Source organism: Anaeroplasma sp., from assembly GCF_034179385.1.
Classification (GTDB): Bacteria; Bacillota_I; Bacilli_A; order Acholeplasmatales; family Anaeroplasmataceae; genus Anaeroplasma.
Window position 1 is genome coordinate 1 of sequence record NZ_JAXFPY010000015.1, and the last position, 2441, is coordinate 2441.

A 2441-nucleotide genomic window follows, 5' to 3' on the forward strand; every position below is an offset into this window, starting at 1 on the left:
AACTTTCTCTATGTTTGGCTTCATACCATTCTTTCATAGTAGAAGTTATTCATACTTCAATAGGAGTTATATTATCTCTTTCATCCCATGGAAGTTTCTTCACCGATGTTCCCTAATGGTTATCTTTATATTTAGTTTTTATGGCGGCGATTGATTGAACTTCTGGGAGCTGGCTAATCATCAACCGCCAAGTCACACGTATTAACCAGCTCTCAGAAATTCACGTGATTTTCCTTTCTTTAGACTGACTATATTATATCACTTTATTTATTTTTCGCCAACACTCTCTAAATTAGGAATATTGTATAATAACGTGTATAATAATATACCTTAGAATTATATTGCTGCTGGTATACGACAAAGATATAATCTACATTCGTATCTAAATCTTCAAATATTCTACCAAATTTATTCTTTTCCTTCACTAATGTCTTAGGAAGGATTTTTTTATTATCCTTTTCTAAATCCACATATAGATCCACTCCAAATGGGTTTTTATATTCAAAACTATATTCTAGGCTACTTAATATCGTATCCATTTTAAATCTTGATTCATAAATCTCAGGGTGAAAGGGAATGGTTCATAGCCCTCTACGAGATAATCCTATACAATAATTTGACTATCCTTATTGATTTTTTCTTTACCTTTGTATCGTAAGATAAATTCTCCTTATAATCCTCAAACTCTAAGAATTTATATATTTCTTCAGTTGAAAAAGAGGTATTTCTTATTTCATTATTATCTCCTTACATAATATCCCCCTAAAAAAAAGATATTTTATCATACCTAAATAGAAAAAAAGCAATTCCAATATTTCTGGAATTGCGAAGAATATTATGCTTTATCTAATATATCATGAGGGGATATAACACCTAAAATAGGTTCATATTTATTTCCTGTTTCTGTGACAATTAAAAGCTCAACCTTACCCTTATTATTTCTTTTAAATACCTGATGTAATATATCTACCTTAGTATCTTTTGCAACAAATTCATAACGGATTCCATCATTCATATCTAAGTATAGGAATTGATGAATATCCTTCATCTTCGTTCCCTCATTAATGACTACTCCCTTTCTACTTTTCATAATGTGAATAAAGGCTTTACCATTAAACATACCAACAACCTTTTTTTCCTCTAGGATAGGTACATTCGTAATACCCTTCTCTAGCATACGGGAGGCAATATTTGTAACTAAGGAATTCTTTGTTGCATATACTAGGGATGCAAATGGTACACAGACATCAATGGCACATTTTTGCTCCTCTAATATTTCTATTTCCTCTTCTAGGAATTTTATTGTATCCTCGTTGACTACAAATGGGCCATCATTACCTAAATCATCGTGCATTAAAATATTCCTCATTGTACGTACGATAAAATACTTTTCTGCCCTAGCCTTTCTCTTTGCATCATCACTCTTTTTTAGCTCATTTTCAAATACCCAGATAGGAGAATCCTGGGGTCTTGACTTTACTGTACAGGCTAAAATAGATTCTAGTTTTTTATATAAGAATATGAATAGTTCATTATTTTTATCCATAAACACAACTCCTTTTGTAAAAAGAAGGACTGAAACCTTCTTATTAGATTATTGTATCAAGAACAATATATTTAGTAAAGTTCCTAATTAGTTAATCTTTATAAATTTCATTACTGCTTCTTGATATTCATCAAATTCAATTTCCCCATTCATCCATTTTTGAAGTTCTGGAATGTTATTAATGGATGAATCAATTTCTTCTCCAAAACCAGCTCCTGTAATATTTGAGTTCTTTTCAACGATTTTCTTCTTCTAATCTTTTCTTCTTTTGTAATCACTGTTTTTCCTCGTATAGTAAATTTGTACTGTCTCTATGTACTTAAATTATACCATTTTTTAGTGTTTTTTTCAATGATTTATATATATTATAAATAATATATATAAGGACTTAAAATATCCTATTTAAAAAGGAAAAAACACCTTTTAAAAGGTGCTTAAACAATTATATTAAAGAGTTATATTTTTAGATTGAGTATATTTTTTTACCTCTTCAGTAATAAATTGGACTGAAGTCTTAATTATAAATTCAGAGGTATGGGCTTTTAAATCATACCTCTTGATAATATAGTGCTTACCCCAAGCATTTCTTCCTTCTGTAATAATCTTTTTACAATCAGGGGTAATAAATTTGCTAAAGTCATAATCACGATTCCCTCTATTCCATAATGCAATGTACAAGATATCCGCCTCTTCATATGGAAAGCCTTCATATTCTCTATCTGTTGGCTCTTTCATTATATATGCTTCAAGGGTTAATCCATTATCTTCAATATTTATATAGGAACTAAAATATGATTTATAAACTCCATATAAATTATAGCAACCAATTTCTTTATATTTAAAATCTTCGCTTTTTACCTCTTTAAGCTTAATTGAAATGTTTTTAATAATTTCA

3 protein-coding genes are annotated in these 2441 nt (G+C 29.3%); all 3 read right to left on the reverse strand.

Features of this window, described 5'->3' with window-relative positions; genetic code table 11:
• Positions 1 to 287: 287 nt before the first annotated feature.
• Positions 288 to 539: a hypothetical protein gene (locus tag SPJ17_RS00955; protein ID WP_321091868.1), complete on the reverse strand. Its 252-nt coding sequence runs from the start codon at positions 537 to 539 to the stop codon at positions 288 to 290.
• A gap of 296 nt (positions 540 to 835) precedes the next feature.
• The gene (locus tag SPJ17_RS00960; RefSeq protein ID WP_321091871.1) at positions 836 to 1546 is read right to left on the reverse strand and encodes a CBS domain-containing protein; all 711 of its coding nucleotides are present in this window, start codon (positions 1544 to 1546) and stop codon (positions 836 to 838) included.
• 447 nt (positions 1547 to 1993) lie between these two features.
• The coding region (locus tag SPJ17_RS00965; protein WP_321091872.1) for a hypothetical protein at positions 1994 to 2441 on the reverse strand (448 nt) is incomplete at its 5' end.